Below are 23,162 nucleotides of genomic sequence, written 5' to 3'. Positions count from 1 at the left end.
TGTATGCGAATGGGCGCCGTTGTGCGTTTAGTGTCCGGCCGTGGCCAGTCAACGCCCCATCCGAGCCTGACAGGTTGATCCTGCTGCAGCGCCCCTCGGACAGGTGGCGGGAAAACGGTAGCAAGTGAAGGTTACCGTTTTGAAACGGGGGCGATTATAGCCGTCTAGACTGATCTTCCAAAGGGTTTCTGTCGGCCAGATGAAGATCGCTAATAGCGACCATAGTAGAAGGCTCATGGAGCCTGACCGCCCGGTCTGCCAAGATGGCGCCATCTTTCGGCAAACGCTCAGGAGTGAACATGAATTTCCACACCCGCAAATGGGTAAAACCCGAAGACCTGAACCCCAACGGCACCCTGTTCGGCGGCAGCTTGCTGCGCTGGATCGACGAAGAGGCGGCGATTTACGCGATCGTCCAGTTGGGCAATCAGCGCGTGGTGACCAAGTACATTTCCGAGATCAATTTCGTCAGCGCCTCGCGCCAGGGCGACATCATCGAGCTGGGCATCACCGCCACCGAGTTCGGCCGCACCTCGATCACCCTGACCTGCGAGGTTCGCAACAAGATCACCCGCAAGAGCATCCTCACGGTCGAGAAGATGGTCTTCGTCAACCTCGGCGAAGACGGCCTGCCGGCGCCGCACGGTCGCACCGAGATCAAGTACGTCAAAGACCAGTTCAAGGAAGATGAGCTCGTTACCAAGTGACATTGGCGGTGGCTTCATCGCGAGCAGGCTCGCTCCCACATGGAATGCGTTGTACCTGTGGGAGCGAGCCTGCTCGCGAATGCGGTTGTGCATGCACCGAAGATTTATCCGGTCACTGAACAGCCAGGAACCGCAGGGGTCGTAGCTAAAAGCCCCCCACCCGGTTCCCACGCCATGACCACCCCGACAGACGGCAAGACCCCAAACCTCTCGACCGACGAACAACACGAAGTCGAGAAAAACCAGCCGCCCCGCGCGGCGGTTCTGCATGAAATCATCCGCACTCAGGGCGATCAGGAACTGGAGCGCAGCATCGCTGCATTGTGGTGGTCGGCGCTTGCTGCCGGATTGACCATGGGCCTGTCGCTGATGGGCATGGGCCTGCTCAATTCGCGCCTGCCCGAGGGCGACGAATTCAAGGTCATCGCCAGTTTCGGCTACTGCGCCGGTTTCCTCGCGGTGATTCTCGCCCGCCAGCAGCTGTTCACCGAAAACACCCTGACCGCCGTTCTACCGGTGATGACCAAACCGACCCTGAAAAACTTCGGCCGGCTGATACGCTTGTGGGGCGTGGTCCTGTTCGGCAATTTGTGCGGGACGATTCTGGTGGCGTACGTGATGCTTGAGCTGCCGATCTTCGACAGCAAGACTGATCACGCCTTCCTTGAAATCGGCCGCAAGGTCATGGAAAACCACGCCAGTCAGATGTTTGCCAAGGGCATCGTTTCCGGCTGGATGATCGCCACCATGGTCTGGATGATCCCGTCCATGGAGAGCGCGAAGATGTGGATCATCATCCTCATCACCTACCTGATGGCGCTGGGCGACTTCACCCACATCGTGGTCGGTTCGGCGGAAGTGTCGTATCTGGTGTTTGCCGGCGAGCTGCCGTGGAGTGATTTCTGGATGGTGTTTGCCGGGCCCACGCTGGCGGGGAATATAATCGGCGGCAGTTTCATCTTCGCCCTGATCAGCCATGCGCAGATCCGCAGCGAAAGCGGGGCGCCCAAGACGGATAAACCGAACTCCGGCAAACCCCGCGAAGATGAATCCGACAGCAAGATCCGATAGTTTCAGGCCTTGAACGGCGGGCTGACCGGGTCTGTCGTCGGTTCGCTTTCAGGTGCCTTGAGCTGTCCCTCCCACCGCGCTATGACCAGCGGTGCCAGTGCATTGCCCAACACATTGAGCGCGGTGACCGGCATGTCCATCAAGCGGTAGACGCCGGCGATGATTGCCACGCCTTCCACTGGCAGACCGGCGGTGGTCAGGGTCGCTGTGAGTATGATGAACATGAAACCCGGCACTCCCGCCGCGCCCTTTGACGTCAACACCATGATCAGCACCAGCATGACCTGATCCGCCAGACCCAGATCAATCCCGTACGCCTGGGCGATAAACAGCGTGCCCAGTCCCGCGAACAGCGAGGCGCCATCAAGGTTGAACGAGTAACCCAGTGGAATGACCATGCTAGTGATCGGGCGCGGAGCGCCATACTTCTCCATTTTCTCGATCAGTTGTGGCATCACCGTGGCCGACGCAGCACTGCTGTAAGCCAGTATCAATTCACTGCGTATTTCCCGAATCAGGTGGAAAAAGCGAATGCCGGCCATCCGCGCCACCAGCCCCAGCACGCCCAACGCGAAGAGCAACACCGCGACGTAAGTGATGCCGATCAGCTTCGCCAGCGGCAGCAACGCGCTGAGGCCGAAGCTGGCCACGGTGACCCCGATCAGGCCGAAGATGCCGATGGGTGAATAGTGCATGACCAGATGCGTGACCTTGAACATGGTGTCCGATACCGCCTGAATCACGGCGATCAATGGCGCCTTCTGCGGCTCGGGCAGCATCGACAGGGCACAGCCGAACAGGATCGCGAAAAACAGCACGGAGAGCAGCTTGCCCTGGGACATGGCCAGGACGATGTTGTCCGGCACGATGTTCACCAGAGTTCGGCCCAGGTTCTGTGTGTCCCCCGTATTCGCCAGACCAATGGCCGGTGATTGCAGGGTGCTGCTGAAGTCCGCGCCGGCGCCGGGCTGAAAAACATTGCCGACGATCAGTCCGAAGACGATGGCAATGCTGGTGATGGTAAAGAAATAAACCAGCGTCTTTATCCCGACCCGCCCCAGCGCCTTGGTGCTGCCTGCCCCGGCGATGCCGACGACCATGCACGCAAAGACCAACGGTACGACGATCATTTTCATCAGCCTGATGAACAGGTCACCGGCCGGTTGCAGCAGATTGTCGATGAACCAGATCTTGTGTTCGGGAAACTGGTTGAGAAGGATGCCGACGATTATTCCGGCTGCCAGCCCGAGCATGATGCGGGTGACCAGACTGGTGGGTTTCCTGGTAGTCATGATGTGCCCCTTTTGTTGTTGTGTTTGTTGGGGTGAAGCTCAGTGTGCGAAGAGACCGTCGAAGTCCTTGAAACCCTTGACCTCGATCGGATTGCCGCTGGGATCGAGAAAGAACATCGTGCGCTGTTCGCCGGGTTCGCCGGCGAAGCGGATCACCGGAGGGATTTCAAACGTTGTGCCGAGGCGGCTCAAACGATCGGCCAGCTCCAGCCACTCCTCCAGCGGCAGGACGACGCCAATGTGCGGCATCAATACTTTGTGATCGCCAACCTGGCCGGTACGGGTCGTGGTGAAGGGCGTGCCCACGTGAAGCGAGAGCTGATTGCCGAAAAAGTCGAAGTCGACCCATGTCTCGGTACTGCGGCCTTCGGTGCAGCCCAACACATCTCGATAAAAAGTCCGCGCCTGTTCCAGGTCGCAAACATGGTATGCAGCGTGAAAAGGTCTGTTCATGCGATGTCCCCAAGTGAAGGAGCGCTCAGGGTAAACAGACCGTGCGGCGGGGCATAACGACTTCGCCTTGTTCTGAGCGAAAGGAAAACTTATGGATGTACGGTTTCTGAAAAGCCTGGTGGCGGTGGTCGAGACCGGTTCGATTGCGGCAGCGGCACGGCGCGAGAGTCGCACTGCGGCGGCTATCAGTCAGCGCGTCCAGGCGCTGGAGAGATTGCTGGGTTGCACGTTACTGCTGCGTACCGCGCACGCTGCCCGGCCCTCGGACCAGTGCCTGCTGATTCTGCCGAAGATCAGGGCGATCATCGAATTGGCCCAGGATCTACAGAGCGATCTGCATCCCGATGGGGTGGCCGGTGAACTGACAATCGGTGCAATTTCCACAGCGCTGACCGGCGTGTTACCCACCTTGATCGAGCGATTGGCGCTTACAGCACCTGATTTGAAGCTGAAGATCACCCCGGGTGACTCGAAAAGTCTTTACGAGAAGGTGCTTGCAGGGGAGTTGGACGCAGCGATTCTGGTCAGGCCTCCATTCCAGCCGCCCAAGGCATTGGCCTTGGTCGTGCTCAAGGTAGAGCCGCTGATTCTGGTGGCTCCAGCCGCGTACGCCGGGCAGTCGCTGGAAACGCTGTTGCGCGTTCATCCGTTCATTCGTTATGACGCACGCTCGTGGGGTGGGCAGATTGCTCAGCGCTACCTCGATGAACAGGCCATCGAGCCCAACGTGCTGTGCGAACTGGATGCGCTGGAAACGATCGTCATGCTGGTCGCGCAGGGGATGGGGGTATCGCTGGTGCCGCAGTGGGCCGGGATGAGGCTGGAAGGGATGTACGTGTTACCGGTCGAGGACGGGCAGCGTCATGCGCGCGAGTTGGTGGTGATGCATGGCTCGACGCCGCACCGCCCATTGGCGATGCGACATCTGCTTGATTTGCTGTGCGGTCCGTCGTGAGGGGGCTCATGACGGCGCTGCGGTGATACATCAGTGTGCGGGTTCAGCCACGGTCGTCGGTTCGTCACGGGTGGCGTGCTTGACCAGTTTGCCGATAGTCAGGCCCTGCAGCAGGATCGACGACAGCACCACGATGTAGGTGATGCTCAGCAGCAGATCGCGCTCCGGACCCAGCGGCAGGGCCAGCGCGAGTGCCACCGAGACGCCGCCGCGCAAACCGCCCCAGGTCAGAATGCGGATGGTGCCGCGCGGCACCGTGCGCCAACGCCGCAGCAGAACGATGGCCGGGGCCACGGTGAGCAGGCGCGACAGCAGGATCGCCAGCGCCAGCAAACTGGCCGCCGCCACGTGCGCCCAGTTGAACGGCAGCAACAACAGCTCCATGCCGATCAGTGCGAACAGCAGGGCGTTGAGCATGTCATCGAGCAATTCCCAGAAGCCGTCGAGGTACTTGCGGGTCATGTCGTTCATCGCCAGGTTGCGCCCCAGGTTACCGATGATCAGACCGGCCACCACCATCGCGATCGGCGCCGAGACGTGCAGCTCGGTGGCCATCGCCGAACCGCCGATCACCAGCGCCAGGGTCAGCATCACCGTGATCTGATGCTGCTGGACGCTCTTGATCATCCGGTACACCCCATAACCGATCAGCCCGCCGAACAGCACGCCGCCAATGGCTTCGTGCACGAACAGCATGGCCGTGGCGCTGAGGGTCGGCGTCTCACCCAGTTGGGCGATGCCCAGCAACACGGTGAACACCACCACCGCAGTGCCGTCATTGAACAGCGACTCGCCGACGATGGTGGTTTTCAGCGGCTTGGAGGCATTGGCGGTACGCAGTACGCCGAGCACTGCGATCGGGTCTGTAGGCGAAATCAGCGCGCCGAACAGCAGGCAGTAGAGGAAGCTCACGTGCCAGCCGAACAGGGCAAAGATGTAAAAAGCGAGGCTGCCGATCACGACGGTGGCAATCAGCACGCCGAAAGTGGCCAACAGGCCGATGGGCCAGCGGTAGCTGCGCAGGTCGTTGAGGTTGACGTGCAGGGCGCCAGCGAACAGCAGGAACGACAGCATCCAGTTCATCAGCAGATCGCCGAAGTCAATCTGGCCGATCAGTTGCTGCACGCGTTCTTCGAGGCCGGGATAGCCGAGCACGCTCAGGCCTTGCAGCAACAGGGAGAACATCAGCGCGGTGACCATCACGCCGATAGTCGGCGGCAGGCCGATGAAGCGGTAATTGACGAAGGTGAGAAGGGTGGTGAGGCAGATAAAAGCGGCGACAAGTTCTAGCATCCGGGCTCCATTGGATGGGGGTGGAAAGACAGCGCCCCGATTCTTCGGTGCAAAGGTTGGATGGGCTGTTTCGGGGTGGGGACACAATCATGCCCCCTCGGTTGGTCAGCCGCAGACATTGGTGTAGGGTCAACAAAAAAATCAAGGAGTGGGACGTGGCGGCGACAGTTCTGGTGTTAATGGCGGCGCTGTTGCATGCGACGTGGAATACCCTGATCAAGTTCAGTGCCGAACGGCTGCTGGTGGTGGCGTGCATGGACACGGTGGCGCTGTTGTTCGTGGCGCTGGCATTTCCATTCATCAGCCTGCCGCCGGTGGAAATCTGGCCGTGGATTCTGGCTTCGGCGGCGTTCGAGCTGCTGTATCGCTATCTGCTGATTCAAGCTTATCGGGTCGGCGACCTAGGACTGGTCTACCCGCTGATGCGCGGCTTGTCGCCGTTGGTGGTGCTGGCGCTGACCCTGATCTTCGCCGGCGAAGTGCTCACTGCGCAGCAGATCTTCGGGATCATGCTGATTCCGTTGGGCATGGCCTGCCTGCTCTGGCAGGGCGGCGGCGGCAAGCATCTGCCGTGGTCGATGCTCCCGGTGGTGGCGCTGATCGGCTTGTGCATCGGTTGCTACACCTACATCGATGGTCAGGCCTTGCGGCGCTGGTCGCATCCACTGGATTACCTGGTCTGGGTCACGCTGTTCAGCGCTTGGCCGTTTCCGTTGCTGGCGTGGGTGGCGAAACGCCCGGCATTTCTGGTGTTCTGGCGCGAGCAATGGAAGCTGGGTCTGGCGGTCGGGTTCTGCGTGTTGTTCAGCTACGCTCTGGTGCTGTGGGCGATGCAATTGGGCTCGATTGCCGAAGCGGCGGCGTTGCGTGAGATCAGCGTGATTCTGGTGGTGCTGTTCGGCATGCGCTACCTGAAAGAACCTTTCGGCAGGCCGCGGCTCTTAGCCTGTGGGCTGGTACTGATCGGCATGCTGGTGATGAAGTTCTGACCGCCCGCAACTCTCTATCACTCGAAGAAGGACGGCGTTATGACGGTGGCTCTGTGGTGTGTATTGATCGCGATTTTCCTGCCGTATGTGTGCACGATTGTGGCCAAGGTCTCGGGCGGTTTCAGGCTCAGTGACAATCATGATCCTCGGGATTTTCTCGATAGCGTGGGCGGCGTCGCCCGACGGGCGCATGCGGCGCAGTTGAACAGCTTCGAGGTGATGCCGGCATTTGCTGCCGCAGTGATTGTTGCCCATCTGGTGGGCACGGCGCAGCTGGTGACAGTGAATGTGCTGGCGGTGCTGTTTATCACCAGTCGCCTGCTGTACATCATCTGCTACCTGGCGGATTGGGCGATCTTGCGGTCGCTGGTGTGGTTTGTCGGGATGGGGTTGATTGCTGCGTTCTTCTTTGTGTCGGTCTGAATCTCGGGTGTTGCTGCCGGCCTCTTCGCGAGCAAGCCCGCTCCCACAGGTATCAATGGCGAGCACAAATCCTGTGTACACCAAAGAACCCTGTGGGAGCGGGCTTGCCCGCGAAGGCGGTAGCTCTGGCGCCGAGGCGCTTAAGGCTTGTCCTTAACCGTATCGGCCACCTGCGGTACTTGCGGCAACGCCGCACCTTTAGGCCAGAGCATCCAGATCTGCCCCTGCTGCTTCATGTCCCCGGCCAGTTGCCCGGCAGCATCGCCGGTGCCCCAGAACAGATCCGCACGCACCTCGCCGGCAATCGCGCCACCGGTGTCCTGCGCTGCGACTGGGCGAACCAAAGCGCTGCCGTCCGGACGGGTGGTCGACAGCCACAGCAGGCTGCCCAACGGAATCACCTTGCGATCCACAGCTGCGCTGTAGCCGGCGGTCAGCGGCACATTGAGCGAGCCGCGTGGGCCTTCGTTGCTGTCCGGGTTGCGGGTGAAGAACACGTAGCTCGGGTTGCTGCCCAGCAGTTCCGGGATGCGCGACGGATTGGCCTTGGCCCAGTTGCTGATCGCGCCCATGGTCACGTCTTCTTTCTTCAACTCGCCCTGTTCCACCAGCCAGCGCCCGATCGGCCGGTACGGATGGCCGTTCTGGTCGGCGTAGGCGATGCGCAGTTGTTTGCCATCCGGCGTCTGAATCCGCCCGGAACCCTGGATCTGCAAAAACTGCAGGTTCATTGGATCGGTCAGGTACGCCACTACCGGCGCTTTGACGCCTTTGGACTCGATGGTCGCCGCGTCGTCATACGGCTTGAGCACTCGGCCTTCGAGACGGCCACGCAGGCGCTTGCCCTTCAGTTCCGGGTAAATGCTGTCCAGCGAGACGATGATCATGTCTTCCGGCACGCCGTACACCGGCACGTTCGCCACCTCGGTGGGCGTCAGGCTGCCGGGGTAGACCGGTTCGTAGTAACCGGTGATCAGACCGTTGGGGTTGTCATGCTCGGCGCGCAGTCCGAACACGTCGAGGTTCTGCTTGAGGAACGCGCGAATCTCGTTGGCGCTTTGCGGCACGTTGGCGGCTGCCGCGCAGGTGCCGCCCCAGACCGGATCAGCCTTGAGTCGGGTGCAGGCGCTGCGCCATGAACCGAAACCGGCGACCAGATCGCTGTCGGACACCGCCGGCAAGGCTTCCCAAGTGGCGCTGGAATAAGTGGCCAAGGCATGGGTTTTCGGTTTGGCAGTGTCGCCACCGGTGCAGCCGGCAAGGATTGCCAGCAGTGGCAGGGTTGCGATCAGTGGGTGACGCCAGGCCTTGAAACGGCTGTTCATGGAGTGATTCCTGTGCCGGTTGCCCAAGTGCTCCATGCGCTCCGGCAACCCGTATTTTTAATAGGGCTATTGGTGTTTGTCGGCGACGCGAGGATACTGGCCGCCGAATTCCGTGACCTGAAGCCACCATGACTCTTAAAAGAATTTCTGTTGTATTGCTGGCCTGTCTGACCTTGTCCGCCTGTGGCGGCGTCGATCCGAATTCTCCGCTGGGGCAACGCAAGGCGATCTTCAAACAAATGCTCAAGACCGGCGAAGACCTGGGTGGCATGTTGCGCGGACGCATTCCTTTCGACGGGCCGAAATTCGCCGAAGGCGCGGTGAAGCTCGATGCGTTGTCGCATGAACCGTGGAAGCATTTCCCGCAGGTTCGTGAAGAAGATCACACCAGCGCCAAGGATGATGTCTGGCTGCGTCAGGCCCGCTTTCAGGAATTGGCCCGTAACCTTGAGGCGGCCACCGGTGAACTGGTGATCGCCAGCAAGGTTCAGCCGTACAAGGCCAGTAACCTCGGGCCTGCGGTGCAGAAAGTTGAAGATGCCTGCAGCGCTTGCCATAAAGAGTTTCGCGATCATTGATTTCTGTTGTTTGAGCTGACGCCTTCGCGAGCAAGCCCGCTCCCACACTGGATCTGTGTCGTTCACAAATCAAATGTGGGAGCGGGCTTGCTCGCGAAGAGGGCATCAAATTCCCCGCATTAACGGTTACTTGTCGATCTGGTCCAGCGCATCCTGCAGTTCCTTGCGCGACTCGGCGAGCTTGTCCTTGCGCTTGTTGATCTTCTCCGGATCGCCTTTCTTCATCGCCTTGTCGAGATCCGCCTGACGCTTGCTCACTTCGTGCTTGGCTTCCAGCACCTTGTTTTCGCGTTCTTTCTTCAGGCCAGCATCGGTGCAGTTCTTCGTCACTTCATCCAGAGCGGTTTGCAGACCGGCCTGCTGATCGGTGTTGCCCCGGGATTTCGCCTGCTCGAGCTGATTGATGATGCCCTGCTTCTTCGCGGCGCAACCGGTCAGGCCCGGTGCATCTTCGTCAGCCATCACAGGCGCGGCCAGAACGCCACAGAGAGTCAGCAAGGCAAGCGGTGCAAGAAATTTCATAAAAGCTCCATGTGCAAAGGCAGTCGGGTCGGGGGCACTGCGCTGTTTGAGCGTCTGACGGCCCTTGGGTTCCCGGCTGCCGGGGGATTGCGTGATCAGAAACCGTCGATTCCGGCGGCGCGTAATGTGTCACTCAAGGCCAGCACCTGCGGGTCGCGGAAGAATGCGCTCAATTGCGCCGCGCGGCCCGGGCCGATTCCGGCTTCTGCCTGCCATTGTTCGGTGTCGCGTTGTGCCAGCGCCTGCCACGAGTCGGCCAGTTGTGCCTGCCCCGTCGGCGGTAAACCCAATGCTTTGAGCCACTGCGGGAACGGCCGTTGGCGGGCGCTGTGAAAACTGTTGATCAGACGTGCGCTGCTGCGTTCGCCGAAGCCAGCAATGTTAGCAAGCTCTGGCTCGTCAAGGGTCAACCAATCCAGCAGGTTGTTCAGGCGGCCTGTTTCCAGAAGTTTCTCCCAGGTGCCGCGCCCGACATTCTGCAGCGCCAGCCCCTGCTTGCCACTGAGCCAGGTCAGGCGCGCGATAAACTGGCTTTCGCAACCGGGTGTCGGTTGCCAGCAGCTCAAGGCGTGGAAGTCGCGCGTGTCGGGAATGTCGAGGGCGGCCCGTTCGGTGGTGCGCAACACCACACTGTCGAGTCGTGGAATCGTCAACCCGGCCAGGCTGATTGCCACTTGATCGCCGGGGCGGATATCCAGCGTCTGCCAGCGCTTGAGTGAACCGGCACTGACGCGTCTGATCTCGCGGTCATCGAGCATCACCGGCGACAACTCCAATACCGGCGTGATGCGTCCGCTGCGGCCGACTTTGAAATTCACTTTGCGCACTTCGGCCAGCGCTCGGGCAAACGGGTATTTCCAGGCGATAGCCCAGTAGGGCGCGCTCGCCTGCCAGCGCTCAGCCGGTGGGCGCTGGCTCTGGCGCAAGACAATGCCGTCGGTGGCGAAGGGCAGGGGCGATCGATACCAGTGCTCGCGCCATTTTTGCGCGTCGGCAAGGTTGGCGATGACCTGACTGAATGGCGCCGTCGTGGCGAAACCCAATGTCTCCAACGTCGACATTCTTTCAGGCAGATCCGCCGGGCCCTGCGGCCAGTCCCAGACGAACAGACCGATCCCGGACGCCTGTTCTGCGCTCAAGGTTTTACGGCTCATCAGCCCGGCAACGGTGGCGCGGGCGTTGACGCTGCCGGCGCTGGCTTGCGCATGCTGATTCAGGCGCCAATAGAGCTCGCCCTGCACCAGCAGGTCCAGCGGTTGAGTCAGTTGTTGCGGAATGGCAGCGATCTTTTGCGCCGACGCTGTCCAGTCCTGACCGCTGATCCCGTCGCCGCGACTGATTGCCTGCTGCAACATGCCGCGACGGTAAATCAGCGTGACCGCCACACCGTCGACCTTGGGTTGTACCCAGACATCCTGCCGATCCTTTAACCATGCTTGAACGGCGGCGGCTTGGTGAAGCTTGTCCAGACCGGTGTGGGCGATTGGATGCGCGACGGAGCCAGACGCGCTGCGCAACGGTTCGGGCGCTGCGGGTTGCTGGAAGCACTGGCGCCACTCGATGAGGCGCAGGCGCGATTGATCGTAGAGTTCGTCGGCAATCAGCGAGCGGCCTTCGCGGTGGTAGGCGTCGTCCCATTGGTCGATCTGCTGTTGCAGAGCCGAAATTTCAACTTGCGCTTTGCCGAATGGCCAGTCGGGGCAGGCTGCATAGGCGATCAGAGGGGTGAAACTCAGCAAAAGAATTGAAAACAGGCGCAGCGTGGCAAGCATTTTGAGCGTCCTTGCTCAGGGGGAGTGCTTCAAGGCTAGGCGAGGATTCAGAGAGGCACCGGGTGGGTGTTTTGCATCGTGTTTCCATGCACAAACTCGGGTCGCCAGCATTGGCCTCTTCGCGAGCAAGCCCGCTCCCACAGGGTTCTTTATAGATATTGGAAGGGGATTCCAGGCATGAAAAAGCCCCGCACGGCGCGAACCGTGCGGGGCTTTTTTTGCAGCCGGGGAGGGCTTACAGACCTGCGGCGGAACGCAGAGCGTCGGCGCGGTCGGTTTTTTCCCAGGTGAAGGTGGAGAAGGTGTCTTCGCCAACCGTCTTGGTCTGCGGAGCACGACCGAAGTGGCCGTAGGCTGCAGTTTCCTGGTACATCGGGTGCAGCAGATCCAGCATGGTGGTGATTGCGTATGGACGCAGGTCGAACACTTCACGCACCAGTTTGATGATCTTGTCATCGCTGATCTTGCCGGTACCGAAGGTGTTCAGCGAGATCGAAGTCGGCTGAGCGACACCGATGGCGTAGGACACCTGAATCTCGCAACGCTCGGCCAGGCCGGCAGCGACGATGTTCTTGGCAACATAACGGCCAGCGTAGGCAGCCGAACGGTCAACCTTCGATGGATCTTTACCGGAGAACGCGCCACCGCCGTGACGGGCCATGCCGCCGTAGCTGTCGACGATGATCTTGCGACCGGTCAGACCGCAGTCACCTACCGGGCCGCCAATGATGAACTGGCCGGTCGGGTTGATGTGGAACTGGGTGTCTTTGCTCAGCAGTTCGGCAGGCAGCACGTGCTTGACGATCAGCTCCATCACGCCTTCGCGCAGGTCTTTGTAGGACACTTCAGGGTTGTGCTGGGTCGACAGAACAACGGCGTCGATACCGACAACCTTGCCGCCTTCGTAACGGCACGTCACTTGCGACTTGGCGTCCGGACGCAGCCACGGCAGCAGACCCGATTTGCGGGCTTCGGCCTGGCGCTGCACCAGCTGGTGCGAGAAGGTGATCGGAGCCGGCATCAGCACGTCGGTTTCGTTGCTGGCGTAGCCGAACATCAGGCCCTGGTCGCCGGCGCCCTGATCTTCAGGCTTGGCACGGTCAACACCCTGGTTGATGTCAGGGGACTGCTTGCCGATGATGTTCATCACGCCGCAGGTCGCGCCGTCGAAGCCGACTTCGGAACTGGTGTAGCCGATGTCGCAGATCACGTCACGAACGATCTGCTCCAGGTCAACCCAGGCGCTGGTGGTCACTTCACCGGCAACGATAGCCACGCCGGTCTTGACCAGGGTTTCCACGGCAACGCGTGCGTGTTTGTCCTGGGCGATAATGGCGTCCAGCACCGCATCGGAAATCTGGTCGGCGATTTTGTCCGGATGTCCTTCAGACACGGACTCGGAGGTGAAGAGGGAGTATTCGCTCATCTCGATGTTTTCCTGAATTTACCGATGGTGAGTGTCGCCAGCCGGTCGCTGAAAGTGGCGAACCTGGATCTGGAAACCATTACGTAAGCCTACATAGAGGCTGTCCCCGGGAACGAGTCCCGCAGCGGTGGCCCAACGGGCCAAATCGTCCTGTTCAAACCCCAACCACAGATCACCGCAGGCCTCCCTGGCCCAACTCTGGTTGTGGCTACATAACTCTGTCACGAGCAGGCTACCGCCCGGTTGCAGCAGGCCGGCCATGTGCTTGAGCGCTTCGGCCGGCGCGGCGAAATGGTGCAACACCATGTTCAGTACCACGCAATCGGCCTGAAGGCTGGTGCCATTCAATGCATCGGCCAATTGCAGGCTGACGTTAGCCAGCCGTTCACGTTCACATACCTGACGCGCCAGTTCGAGCATCGCCGGGCTGTTGTCCAGCGCGGTTACGGTGCCGAAGCGACGGGCCAGTTCCGGCAGGAAAGCACCATCGCCGGGGCCGACTTCAATGGCCGTGGCAGCACCATTGAAGTTCAGTTTGTCGAGCAGGGCCAGCACACTGTCACGGTACTGCGGCAGGCCTGCGATCAAGTCTTGCTGGGCGCGGAATTTCTCCGCAACCCGGGTGAAAAAGTCCTGACTGGCGGCTTCGCGTTGTCCGTGGACCTGGGCGATGCGCGTCTGCACGTCGTCCGGCAGCGCCAGATTGTCGACTTCTTCTAACAATGCGGCGTGCAACTTGCCGCCCAGCAATTCGGTGTGGGGCAGGGCGCGGCGATAGAAAATCGCGTTACCTTCACGGCGTGTCGCCACCAGATCGGCCTGGGCCAGCACTTTTAGGTGGTGGCTCATGCCGGACTGACCGATGCCGAAAATCTGCGCCAGCTCCAGTACGCCGAACGAGTCGTTGGCCAGCGCGCGCAATACATTCAGGCGCAGTGGGTCGCCACCGGCCTTGCACAGGGCCGCCAGCTCGTCGCAGTCGTCATGGCGAATGGAAGGCACGCGTAAGTTCATGGGGCAGCAGTCTAGTGACGGTGGGAAATCGCCGCAAGGGCAATATCAAAAAGTTTTGATATTGCTCGATAGATGGCACTTCTCCCTGGCTGGTTAACTCTACAAACGAACAGCGGAAAGGTTTCACCAGACGAAACCGCCGTCCAGCACGGGAAAAACGCCCTCGGATGACTATCTGTCATTGCCCCGAGGCGCTCCGGTGAGGGAAAATGCCCTCCTTTTTTCCGTTTCAATCTATTCACACCCAGGAGATCAGCGATGCCTAGCCGTCGTGAGCGTGCCAACGCCATTCGTGCCCTCAGCATGGATGCCGTGCAAAAAGCCAACAGCGGCCATCCCGGTGCCCCTATGGGTATGGCAGATATCGCCGAAGTACTTTGGCGCGACTACCTCAAGCACAACCCGAGCAACCCGTCGTTCGCCGACCGTGACCGCTTCGTGCTGTCCAACGGCCACGGCTCGATGTTGATCTACTCGCTGCTGCACCTGACCGGTTACGACCTGTCGATCGACGACCTCAAGCAGTTCCGTCAACTGCACAGCCGCACCCCGGGTCACCCGGAATTCGGTTACACCCCGGGCGTCGAGACCACTACCGGCCCGTTGGGTCAGGGTCTGGCCAACGCCGTCGGTTTCGCCCTGGCGGAAAAAGTCCTGGGTGCGCAGTTCAACCGTCCTGGCCACAACATCGTTGATCACCACACCTACGTGTTCCTCGGTGATGGCTGCATGATGGAAGGCATTTCCCACGAAGTCGCTTCCCTGGCCGGTACGCTGGGCCTGGGCAAGCTGATCGCCTTCTACGATGACAACGGCATCTCCATCGACGGCGAAGTCGAAGGCTGGTTCACCGATGACACCCCGAAGCGTTTCGAATCCTACAACTGGCAGGTGATCCGCAACGTCGACGGTCACGATCCGGAAGAGATCAAGACCGCCATCGAAACCGCGCGCAAGAGCCCGCTGCCGACCCTGATCTGCTGCAAGACCACCATCGGTTTCGGTTCGCCGAACAAGCAGGGCAAGGAAGACTGCCACGGCGCCCCACTGGGTGACGCGGAAATCGCTCTGACCCGCCAGGCGCTGAACTGGAACTACGGCCCGTTCGAAATCCCTGCAGACATTTATGCCGAGTGGGATGCCAAGGAAAAAGGTCGCGCTGCCGAAGCCGAGTGGGATCAGCGTTTCGCTGCCTACTCCGCGGCGTTCCCGACCGAAGCCAACGAGCTGATCCGTCGTCTGAGCGGCGAACTGCCGGCTGACTTCGCGGAAAAAGCCTCGGCCTACATTGCTGAAGTGGCGGCCAAAGGCGAAACCATCGCCAGCCGTAAAGCCAGCCAGAACACCCTGAACGCGTTCGGCCCGCTGCTGCCGGAACTGCTCGGCGGTTCGGCTGACCTGGCCGGTTCCAACCTGACCCTGTGGAAAGGTTGCAAAGGCGTCAGCGCTGAAGACGCCAGCGGCAACTACATGTACTACGGCGTGCGCGAATTTGGCATGACCGCGATCATGAACGGCGTGTCCCTGCACGGTGGCCTGGTGCCTTACGGCGCGACCTTCCTGATGTTCATGGAATATGCGCGCAACGCGGTGCGCATGTCGGCGCTGATGAAGAAGCGTGTGATCCACGTCTACACCCACGACTCCATCGGTCTGGGCGAAGACGGCCCGACGCACCAGCCGATCGAGCAACTGACCAGCCTGCGGACCACGCCGAACCTCGACACCTGGCGTCCAGCCGATGCCGTTGAATCGGCAGTGGCCTGGAAAAATGCGCTGGAGCGTAAGGACGGCCCTTCGGCGCTGATCTTCTCGCGTCAGAACCTGCAGCACCAGGAACGCGATGCCGGCCAGATCGCCGACATCAGCCGCGGTGGCTACGTGTTGAAGGACTGCGCAGGCGAGCCTGAGCTGATCCTGATTTCCACCGGTTCGGAAGTCGGTCTGGCCGTTCAGGCCTACGACAAGCTGACCGAGCAAGGCCGCAAGGTGCGCGTGGTTTCCATGCCTTGCACCAGCGTGTTCGATGCGCAGGACGCCGGCTACAAGCAATCGGTTTTGCCGCTGCAGGTCAGCGCACGTATTGCGATCGAAGCGGCTCACGCCGACTTCTGGTTCAAGTACGTGGGTCTGGAAGGTCGCGTGATCGGCATGACCACTTACGGCGAATCGGCTCCGGCTTCGGCACTGTTCGAAGAGTTCGGCTTCACTCTGGAAAACATCCTGGGTCAGGCTGAAGAGCTGCTGGAAGACTGATCCAGAAGTTGCGTCGTCTGGACTGACGCCTTCGCGAGCAAGCCCGCTCCCACAGGGGGATTTGTTGTGTGACACAAACAGTGTGCACAACCCTGATCCAATGTGGGAGCGGGCTTGCTCGCGAAATCGGTGGTTCAGACACCACTGCAATAACGGAATCAAACGGTAATCGAGAACCCCATGCCTCAACCGCGTCCCTACAAAGTTGCACTCAACGGCTACGGCCGGATTGGTCGTTGCGTCTTGCGTGCGTTGTTCGAGCGTGGCGAGAAGGCCGGGTTTGAAATTGTCGCGATCAACGATCTGGCGGACATGGCCAGCATCGAATACCTGACACGCTTCGACTCCACCCACGGCCGCTTTCCCGGCGAAGTGCGAGTAGACGGCGATTGTCTGCATATTAATGGCGACTGCGTGAAGGTCCTGCGCAGTGCCACCCCCGAAGGCATTGACTGGGCGGCGCTGGGCGTCGACCTGGTGCTGGAGTGCTCCGGCGCTTACCACACCCGTGAAGACGGCCAGCGTTTCCTCGACGCCGGCGCGCCACGCGTGCTGTTCTCGCAACCGATGGCCAGCGAGGCGGATGTCGACGCCACCATCGTCTTCGGCGTCAATCAGGATTGCCTGACCGGCGATGAACTGCTGGTGTCCAACGCCTCCTGCACCACCAACTGCGGCGTGCCGCTGTTGCGTCTGCTGGACAAGGCGATCGGCCTGGATTACGTGTCGATCACCACGATTCACTCGGCGATGAACGATCAACCGGTGATCGACGCCTATCACCACGAAGACCTGCGCCGCACCCGTTCGGCGTTTCAGTCGGTGATCCCGGTGTCCACTGGTCTGGCACGTGGCATCGAGCGCCTGCTGCCGGAACTTGCCGGGCGAATTCAGGCCAAAGCCGTACGCGTGCCGACGGTCAACGTGTCCTGCCTCGACATCACGATGCAGACCGCCACCGCGACCGATGCCAACGAGGTCAACCGGATCCTGCGCGAGGCCGCCACCAACGGCCCGCTCAAAGGCCTGTTGGCCTATACCGAGTTGCCGCACGCCAGTTGTGATTTCAACCATGACCCACATTCGGCCATCGTCGATGCCAGTCAGACCCGTGTTTCCGGCCCCAAACTGGTGAACATCCTGGCCTGGTTCGACAACGAATGGGGTTTTGCCAACCGAATGCTGGACGTTGCAGACCACTATCTGCAAACAGCGATTTCAAAAAAACCTGCTCTCTAAGAACAGCTACTCAGGAAGTGCGACCCATGACCGTGTTGAAGATGTCCGACCTCGATCTGCAAGGTAAGCGCGTATTGATTCGCGAAGACCTCAACGTCCCAGTCAAGGACGGTGTTGTCACCAGCGATGCGCGTATCCTGGCTTCGCTGCCGACCATCAAGCTGGCCCTGGAAAAAGGTGCGGCGGTGATGGTGTGTTCGCACCTGGGCCGTCCGACCGAAGGCGAGTTCTCCGCCGAGAACAGCCTCAAGCCAGTCGCTGACTACCTGAGCAAGGCCCTGGGCCGCGACGTGCCGCTGGTGGCCGATTACCTGGGCGGCGTTGACGTCAAGGCCGGCGACATCGTGCTGTTCGAAAACGTGCGCTTCAACAAGGGCGAGAAAAAGAACGCTGACGAGCTGGCCCAGCAATACGCCGCCCTGTGCGACGTGTTCGTGATGGACGCCTTCGGCACCGCGCACCGCGCAGAGGGTTCGACCCACGGCGTGGCCAAGTTCGCCAAAGTCGCCGCTGCCGGCCCGTTGCTGGCCGCTGAGCTGGACGCACTGGGCAAGGCGCTGGGCGCACCGGCCAAGCCAATGGCTGCGATCGTTGCCGGCTCCAAGGTGTCGACCAAACTCGACGTACTCAACAGCCTGAGCCAGATCTGCGATCAACTGATCGTCGGTGGCGGCATCGCCAACACTTTCCTGGCTGCCGCCGGTCACCCGGTCGGCAAGTCGCTGTACGAGCCGGACCTGCTGGACACCGCGCGCGCCATCGCCGCCAAGGTCAGCGTACCGCTGCCGGTGGACGTGGTGGTTGCCAAGGAGTTCGCTGAAAGCGCCGAGGCCACCGTTAAACTGATCGCTGACGTTGCCGCTGACGACATGATCCTGGATATCGGCCCGCAAACCGCAGCCAACTTCGCCGAACTGCTGAAATCGTCGAAAACCATTCTGTGGAACGGCCCGGTCGGCGTGTTTGAATTCGACCAGTTCGGCAACGGCACCAAGGTGCTGGCCCAGGCCATCGCTGACAGCGCCGCGTTCTCCATTGCCGGCGGTGGCGACACCCTGGCGGCCATCGATAAATATGGCGTGGCCGAGCAAATCTCCTACATTTCCACCGGTGGCGGCGCATTCCTCGAATTCGTCGAAGGCAAGGTGCTGCCGGCCGTTGAAGTCCTGGAAAGCCGGGCCAAGGCCTGAGGCCGCCCGTTGGCCAGGCAAAGGAGTGTTCAGATGGTCAAGTCGTTAGCGCTGTTGTTGCTGACCGGTACGCTGGCGGCCTGCGGGAGTAACCCGAAGGCCGAGGCGACACCTGCGCCGGATGCGGCACAGAAAGGCTGCTATCAGGCCGACTGGCAGGCCGAAACCAACCCGGTGCTGAACAAGCGCTCGGGACCGGACGGTCTGGACAAATACGAGACGCAAACCCCGGCCAAGGAACATGGTTGTCCTTGACCGGTCTGACTCTTTAACTCAGGGCTGGCGGCGTTGGCTGTCAGTCGAGGAACACGGATGAAAGGCTTGATCGCCATTGCGGCGTTGGCATTGTTGGGCGGTTGCGCGCAGTTGAACCTGTTTCAGTCGTCCGCGCCTGCGGACAACTGGACCACCTGGACCTGCGACAGCCAGGCCAAAGTGCTGTGGCGCTACGCCGATGCCGGCCAGAAGGAAGTCGATGTTCGACTGGGCGGCGGTGATCAGGTCTATCGCCTGAAAGAAGAGCCGGGCGCCTCGGGCGTGCTGTACAGCGACGGCATGCTGGCGTTTCACGTCAAGGGTGACGAAGGCCTGGTGTACTGGGTCGCCACCAATGACCTGATTGGCCGCGGCTGCAAAGCCGAGTAATTGAAGCACTGCGATTCTAATGTGGGAGCGAGCCTGCTCGCGAAAGCGGTTTGACAGGCATTGCATCAGTGACTGCGAGATTGCTTTCGCGAGCAGGCTCGCTCCTACAGGGGATCTGTGCAGTTCTCAGGATTTTGCTTTATCGAATCACCAGACCGGGCTTCGACCCCCGATCTGCAATCACTTGAATAGCCGCCGCCGCTCCGGCAGGCTGGCACGATTAACGACCCTCAACCGGGAGAGACACACACAATGGCACTTATCAGCATGCGCCAGATGCTGGACCACGCAGCCGAGTTCGGCTACGGCGTTCCAGCCTTCAACGTCAACAACCTTGAGCAGATGCGCGCCATCATGGAAGCCGCTGACAAGACTGACTCCCCGGTGATCGTCCAGGCTTCGGCCGGCGCTCGCAAATACGCCGGCGCGCCGTTCCTGCGTCACCTGATCCTGGCCGCGATCGAAGAATTCCCGCACATCCCGGTGTGCATGCACCAGGACCACGGCACCAGCCCTGACGTCTGCCAGCGCTCGATCCAACTGGGCTTCAGCTCGGTAATGATGGACGGCTCCCTGGGCGAAGACGGCAAGACCCCGACCGACTACGAATACAACGTCCGCGTTACCCAACAAACTGTTGCCATGGCTCACGCCTGCGGCGTTTCGGTTGAAGGCGAGCTGGGCTGCCTGGGTTCGCTGGAAACCGGCATGGCCGGCGAAGAAGACGGTATCGGCGCTGAGGGCGTTCTGGATCACAGCCAGATGCTGACCGACCCGGAAGAAGCCGCTGACTTCGTCAAGAAGACCCAGGTCGATGCCTTGGCCATCGCCATCGGTACCAGCCACGGCGCCTACAAGTTCACCAAGCCACCTACCGGCGACGTGTTGGCGATCGACCGCATCAAGGAAATCCACAAGCGCATCCCGAACACCCACTTGGTGATGCACGGTTCCTCGTCCGTGCCACAAGAGTGGCTGGCGATCATTAACCAGTACGGCGGCGACATCAAAGAAACCTACGGCGTACCGGTTGAAGAAATCGTCGAAGGCATCAAGTACGGCGTGCGCAAGGTCAACATCGACACCGACCTGCGCCTGGCATCCACCGGCGCAATGCGTCGCCTGATGGCAACCAATCCGAGCGAATTCGACCCACGTAAATTCTTCGGCGCGACCGTGACGGCGATGCGCGATGTGTGTATCGCTCGTTATGAAGCGTTCGGTACTGCCGGTAATGCTTCGAAGATCAAGCCGATCTCGTTGGAAGCGATGTTCCAGCGTTATCTGAAAGGTGAGTTGAACGCCAAGGTTAACTAAGCCTGAACGTTAAGCTGCGCTGATAAAAACCCGCCGAGAGGCGGGTTTTTTTTGGGTGTGATTTTTTCGCGTAGCGACACTGTTCATGAGGAGTGCATGATAAGTTGATCTAACTGAGTTTTGCTTATTTCCAATAGATCTCAATGACTGTCAGATCTGACAGTAGGCAGCCTCAAGCGATACTCACAAGATAAGACTCCACCTCGTAATGGAGTACACAGCAATGACTACAAAGGACGTTAAATCCAAAGGCTCGGCCCCGGCTACCCAGCCAGTTGAGCCAAAAACGGAAGACCTCAAAAACTCCAAGGGGCCAGCTCCTTTCACACGCCCTAAGCAACCAGAGTAAGCCCCCTGGCTTTAAAATCCACAGACATGTGACTTCTTTTTTACTTCGTGATGGATTGAGGCAATAGCTGTCCATATAAGAAACCCGCCGAGAGGCGGGTTTTTTATGGGTGAGTGATTGGTAAATCGCACGTCCGGGTTGTCCAGTGGTTTCTTTGTTAAAGGCGGATTTGTTATTTCAAAGGGATATAAGTACCTGTCAGATATTACAGGTGTGCCGAAATATGAGGCCGCCTACTATTGGGTTTCACCTGGTCTCTCGGAAAGATAGAAATGAAAAACGAAAAGGAAATAAAAGGCGACGCTGGCGTTGATGACTCGTTATTTGGTTCTATGAAAATCACATACAAGCATCAAGAGTATGGTGATCATCCGATGGAATTTAAAGATTATGGGTTTTTATATAAGGGGGAAAAGTCTTTTCAACTTCTTCCAAAGTACAGAGAGTTTGAAGGTCACAAGTATTATTTGTCATTATCCTTTAAGGCAGGCCTTGAAGTTGACGAGAATTATGAGCTGGGTGGAAAAGATACACCCGTTAGCGCGCATTTGGAGATTGATGATATAAATGGTGATCGGCAGGCTAGCGGCAAGTTTAATTTGTCAAGAAGTGGAGATTACCCAAAAGGCACCTTTGATATCTATGAAGAAGGCGTCTTCTCAGCAGCAGGTGAATTTGAGTACATGAAGTGGTCTTAGTCGATACTGGTTAAAGCTGTGCCGGCGGTCTGCTGGTTTATTAAGCTTTGCATTGTCCGATAGTTGAGGGCTGTAAGTTCTATTTATCGTGATAAATATCCAGCTTGGTAAACGCAGGAAGCGGGGGCGGATCTGTTTGAGTCGCCAGCACTCGTATAGTTGATGTCGGTAGTATGGAAAGTTAGGGCTTTGCTTGTTTTTTGTAGTTCAAGGCCAGCTACCAAATGCGAACGGATATAAGCGCCTGTCAGATATTACAGGTGTACTTTCGCTGGTAGGTGGTTATTCTTCTGTTTTACTTACTTTTCGGATGAAAAATATGAGCACTAATAAAAGCATCAAAATAGAAATTCCTGAATTCATGGAAGTTACATTCAAGCATGAAGGTCATGATGAGCAAAAATTTGAGGGCGGAGGCCACCTAACCCATAGGGATGGGTTTTTTTATATTAATACGAAGCAAAGGGAGCTAGGTGGACATAGTTATTATATGAACCTTAAATTCAGAGATAATCTTGCGGTTGACGTGTACACGCTGGACGGAAAAGATGAGCCCGTGAGAGCGCATTTAGAATTTGATGGCATTGAAAATGATAAGTATGCAAGCGGTATGTTGAGATTGACACAGGTAAGCCCGTATCCTGTAGGCGAGTTCGACCTCGTTGAAGGAAAGTTGTCAGCTAAGGGGACGTTTACGTTCAGGCGTTAGTTTTTGATACTGGCCTTAAGTAATACGGCAGACTCTTGGAGTCTGCCAGTTTATTGATCTTTACATTGTCCGATGGTTGAGCGATGTTAGTACTATTTATCGTGATCAATATCCAGCTTGGTAAACGTCACCTGCCCACCTTCACTGGTATACCCGGTGTTGTCCTGCACATACACCCCGGCCTTGAAGTACAGCGGCTTGTTGCGCCACGTCGCGCTGACTTGTGAATCCCACTGATAACCCGCTGCGCTCACACCCAGTGCACCGCCGGGGCTGAGGTGGATCAGGTAGTTGAATTCGCGGTCGAGTTTGATGCCGGTGGCGAGGGTGATGACGCGGCTTTCGTCGTCATCGGGGTGCATGCGCACCTTGATCACCAGGTTGCCGGTTTCGGTCTTGGTCTTGTACTGGTATTCGAGCTTGACCATCGGCTTCTGGCTTTCATACGCGTGGATCTGGCCGATGACGATCTTGCCCGAGCTGGGCACCTTGTTCACCGCGAGGGTTGCGCGCAAGGTGTTGTCGGCGTCCGGGTAATACCAGTTGCGCAGGGTGCCGTTGCTGAAGGTTTCGCGCAGTTCGGTGCGCGGGTAGATGGCGTTTTCGGTTTTTGACCCGGTCACCGGTGACCAGAAAAACAGGGTGCCGGTGTCGGAATGGAAGTACTGATCCTTGAAGCCATTCACCAGTTTGGAGGTTTCGACGGTGTACGGCGGACTGCCGACGGGAACGCTGAGGTTCCAGGTTGCGAGATCGATCATGTCGGTTTTCCACTCAATTCATCCTGAACGCGAGTGCCAGAAGCTCTAGCCCGCGCCTTTTCGGGCGGCAGTTATAAGCGTAGAGGAGTTTTTTGTTAACGCCCGTTTGGCAGATGATTGGCGCCAACATCCTGTCGAAATGCCATCTGTGCCGGTTTTCGGGGGCTGCAGGGGTGAC

23 protein-coding genes and 1 riboswitch are annotated in these 23,162 nt (G+C 59.2%); of the genes, 14 read left to right on the top strand and 9 right to left on the bottom strand.

Features of this window, described 5'->3' with window-relative positions; genetic code table 11:
- Nucleotides 1-4: 4 nt before the first annotated feature.
- A riboswitch (S-adenosyl-L-homocysteine riboswitch) is annotated at nucleotides 5-103 on the bottom strand.
- Between the two features lie 196 nt (nucleotides 104-299).
- Nucleotides 300-707 carry an acyl-CoA thioesterase gene (locus ACOYXG_RS24945; protein WP_003229043.1) on the top strand — a complete coding sequence of 136 codons (408 nt, stop codon included), beginning with the start codon at nucleotides 300-302 and terminating at the stop codon, nucleotides 705-707.
- Nucleotides 708-881: 174 nt separating this feature from the next.
- On the top strand, nucleotides 882-1,778 hold the full coding sequence (locus ACOYXG_RS24940; RefSeq protein ID WP_336838961.1) for a formate/nitrite transporter family protein: 897 nt from the start codon (nucleotides 882-884) through the stop codon (nucleotides 1,776-1,778).
- Between the two features lie 2 nt (nucleotides 1,779-1,780).
- Here ACOYXG_RS24940 and ACOYXG_RS24935 read toward each other — a convergent pair whose 3' ends face one another.
- Nucleotides 1,781-3,070, bottom strand: a complete 1,290-nt coding sequence (locus ACOYXG_RS24935) for a cation:dicarboxylate symporter family transporter (protein WP_460354525.1) — start codon at nucleotides 3,068-3,070, stop codon at nucleotides 1,781-1,783.
- A 39-nt stretch (nucleotides 3,071-3,109) separates the two neighbouring features.
- Nucleotides 3,110-3,523, bottom strand: a complete 414-nt coding sequence (locus ACOYXG_RS24930) for a VOC family protein (protein ID WP_027610613.1) — start codon at nucleotides 3,521-3,523, stop codon at nucleotides 3,110-3,112.
- Nucleotides 3,524-3,614: 91 nt separating this feature from the next.
- On the opposite strand from ACOYXG_RS24930, the gene ACOYXG_RS24925 reads away from it, so the two are divergent.
- Nucleotides 3,615-4,478 carry a LysR family transcriptional regulator gene (locus ACOYXG_RS24925; RefSeq protein WP_123588964.1) on the top strand — a complete coding sequence of 288 codons (864 nt, stop codon included), beginning with the start codon at nucleotides 3,615-3,617 and terminating at the stop codon, nucleotides 4,476-4,478.
- A 30-nt stretch (nucleotides 4,479-4,508) separates the two neighbouring features.
- On the opposite strand, the gene ACOYXG_RS24920 is transcribed toward ACOYXG_RS24925, so the two are convergent.
- A complete protein-coding gene (locus ACOYXG_RS24920) occupies nucleotides 4,509-5,771 on the bottom strand; it encodes a cation:proton antiporter (RefSeq protein ID WP_027610615.1) in 1,263 nt (420 codons plus the stop codon).
- 155 nt (nucleotides 5,772-5,926) lie between these two features.
- Here ACOYXG_RS24920 and ACOYXG_RS24915 point away from each other — a divergent pair, with 155 nt between their 5' ends.
- Both ACOYXG_RS24915 and ACOYXG_RS24910 read left to right on the top strand, forming a co-directional pair.
- Complete coding sequence (locus ACOYXG_RS24915; RefSeq protein WP_103369189.1) at nucleotides 5,927-6,760, top strand: EamA family transporter; 834 nt, start codon at nucleotides 5,927-5,929, stop codon at nucleotides 6,758-6,760.
- Nucleotides 6,761-6,799: 39 nt separating this feature from the next.
- Entirely contained in the window at nucleotides 6,800-7,183 is a 384-nt protein-coding gene (locus ACOYXG_RS24910; RefSeq protein WP_027610617.1) for an MAPEG family protein, read from the top strand.
- A gap of 140 nt (nucleotides 7,184-7,323) precedes the next feature.
- Here the strand turns inward: ACOYXG_RS24910 and mltA are convergent, their stop codons facing one another.
- The gene (gene mltA, locus ACOYXG_RS24905) at nucleotides 7,324-8,508 is read right to left on the bottom strand and encodes a murein transglycosylase A (protein ID WP_460354519.1); all 1,185 of its coding nucleotides are present in this window, start codon (nucleotides 8,506-8,508) and stop codon (nucleotides 7,324-7,326) included.
- A gap of 128 nt (nucleotides 8,509-8,636) precedes the next feature.
- On the opposite strand from mltA, the gene ACOYXG_RS24900 reads away from it, so the two are divergent.
- Complete coding sequence (locus tag ACOYXG_RS24900) at nucleotides 8,637-9,086, top strand: c-type cytochrome (protein ID WP_027610619.1); 450 nt, start codon at nucleotides 8,637-8,639, stop codon at nucleotides 9,084-9,086.
- A 126-nt stretch (nucleotides 9,087-9,212) separates the two neighbouring features.
- Here the strand turns inward: ACOYXG_RS24900 and ACOYXG_RS24895 are convergent, their stop codons facing one another.
- The 4 genes from ACOYXG_RS24895 to ACOYXG_RS24880 form a co-directional block, all read right to left on the bottom strand.
- Nucleotides 9,213-9,608: a DUF1090 domain-containing protein gene (locus ACOYXG_RS24895; RefSeq protein WP_007961884.1), complete on the bottom strand. Its 396-nt coding sequence runs from the start codon at nucleotides 9,606-9,608 to the stop codon at nucleotides 9,213-9,215.
- A 95-nt stretch (nucleotides 9,609-9,703) separates the two neighbouring features.
- Nucleotides 9,704-11,380 carry an NAD-dependent DNA ligase LigB gene (gene ligB, locus ACOYXG_RS24890; RefSeq protein WP_460354515.1) on the bottom strand — a complete coding sequence of 559 codons (1,677 nt, stop codon included), beginning with the start codon at nucleotides 11,378-11,380 and terminating at the stop codon, nucleotides 9,704-9,706.
- Between the two features lie 235 nt (nucleotides 11,381-11,615).
- Nucleotides 11,616-12,806 carry a methionine adenosyltransferase gene (gene metK, locus ACOYXG_RS24885; protein ID WP_027610621.1) on the bottom strand — a complete coding sequence of 397 codons (1,191 nt, stop codon included), beginning with the start codon at nucleotides 12,804-12,806 and terminating at the stop codon, nucleotides 11,616-11,618.
- Nucleotides 12,807-12,824: 18 nt separating this feature from the next.
- Complete coding sequence (locus ACOYXG_RS24880; protein ID WP_097089016.1) at nucleotides 12,825-13,820, bottom strand: ArsR/SmtB family transcription factor; 996 nt, start codon at nucleotides 13,818-13,820, stop codon at nucleotides 12,825-12,827.
- Nucleotides 13,821-14,078: 258 nt separating this feature from the next.
- On the opposite strand from ACOYXG_RS24880, the gene tkt reads away from it, so the two are divergent.
- The 8 genes from tkt (at nucleotide 14,079) to ACOYXG_RS24840 (ending at nucleotide 22,223) form a co-directional block, all read left to right on the top strand.
- On the top strand, nucleotides 14,079-16,076 hold the full coding sequence (gene tkt, locus ACOYXG_RS24875) for a transketolase (RefSeq protein WP_027610623.1): 1,998 nt from the start codon (nucleotides 14,079-14,081) through the stop codon (nucleotides 16,074-16,076).
- Nucleotides 16,077-16,256: 180 nt separating this feature from the next.
- A complete protein-coding gene (gene epd / locus ACOYXG_RS24870; RefSeq protein WP_027610624.1) occupies nucleotides 16,257-17,315 on the top strand; it encodes an erythrose-4-phosphate dehydrogenase in 1,059 nt (352 codons plus the stop codon).
- Between the two features lie 26 nt (nucleotides 17,316-17,341).
- On the top strand, nucleotides 17,342-18,505 hold the full coding sequence (locus ACOYXG_RS24865) for a phosphoglycerate kinase (protein ID WP_027610625.1): 1,164 nt from the start codon (nucleotides 17,342-17,344) through the stop codon (nucleotides 18,503-18,505).
- A 33-nt stretch (nucleotides 18,506-18,538) separates the two neighbouring features.
- A complete protein-coding gene (locus tag ACOYXG_RS24860) occupies nucleotides 18,539-18,760 on the top strand; it encodes a hypothetical protein (RefSeq protein WP_007961876.1) in 222 nt (73 codons plus the stop codon).
- 57 nt (nucleotides 18,761-18,817) lie between these two features.
- Nucleotides 18,818-19,150, top strand: a complete 333-nt coding sequence (locus tag ACOYXG_RS24855; RefSeq protein ID WP_027610626.1) for an MliC family protein — start codon at nucleotides 18,818-18,820, stop codon at nucleotides 19,148-19,150.
- A gap of 252 nt (nucleotides 19,151-19,402) precedes the next feature.
- Nucleotides 19,403-20,467, top strand: coding sequence for a class II fructose-bisphosphate aldolase (gene fba / locus ACOYXG_RS24850; protein ID WP_003229012.1), 1,065 nt, complete (start codon nucleotides 19,403-19,405; stop codon nucleotides 20,465-20,467).
- A 621-nt stretch (nucleotides 20,468-21,088) separates the two neighbouring features.
- Nucleotides 21,089-21,514, top strand: a complete 426-nt coding sequence (locus ACOYXG_RS24845) for a hypothetical protein (RefSeq protein WP_097089022.1) — start codon at nucleotides 21,089-21,091, stop codon at nucleotides 21,512-21,514.
- Between the two features lie 193 nt (nucleotides 21,515-21,707).
- Entirely contained in the window at nucleotides 21,708-22,223 is a 516-nt protein-coding gene (locus ACOYXG_RS24840; protein ID WP_460354506.1) for a hypothetical protein, read from the top strand.
- 92 nt (nucleotides 22,224-22,315) lie between these two features.
- Here ACOYXG_RS24840 and ACOYXG_RS24835 read toward each other — a convergent pair whose 3' ends face one another.
- Nucleotides 22,316-22,984 carry a polysaccharide lyase family 7 protein gene (locus ACOYXG_RS24835; protein ID WP_097089026.1) on the bottom strand — a complete coding sequence of 223 codons (669 nt, stop codon included), beginning with the start codon at nucleotides 22,982-22,984 and terminating at the stop codon, nucleotides 22,316-22,318.
- Nucleotides 22,985-23,162 lie beyond the last annotated feature (178 nt).

The organism is Pseudomonas sp. G3-39, assembly GCF_054790485.1.
The sequence above is the reverse complement of the archived record's forward strand: the minus strand, read 5'-3'. Positions and strand labels throughout refer to the sequence as shown.